Raw genomic sequence first — 240 nt, forward strand, 5'->3', positions numbered from 1 at the left:
TCAAAGTGTGGATGCCATTAACGACGAGCTCATCTATGATGGAGCAGGTATCATTCATGGAAAAACACGAAAACTCATAGGGTTTATTCCAGCAAATGATGTTCAAGCTTTAAATTGGATGATGAATCGTATCTCAGGCGGAGTTGTTCCTGCAGCCTACAAAGGCTATCCCATTACATTTGAAATCAAGAAAGCCGCTTCCAAGGTCGAACCTTATTTAAAGGATGGAAAGATTTCCTT

The 240-nt window shown here is 40.4% G+C and carries 1 protein-coding gene; it reads left to right on the top strand.

Annotated features, from left to right (window positions below):
- Nucleotides 1-240, top strand: a 240-nt coding sequence (locus tag R0J87_RS24245; protein WP_498889603.1) for a Ger(x)C family spore germination C-terminal domain-containing protein, incomplete at both ends; no start/stop codon positions are given.

This window comes from Halomonas sp. SIMBA_159 (genome assembly GCF_046536035.1).
Lineage (GTDB): Bacteria > Pseudomonadota > Gammaproteobacteria > Pseudomonadales > Halomonadaceae > Vreelandella > Vreelandella venusta_A.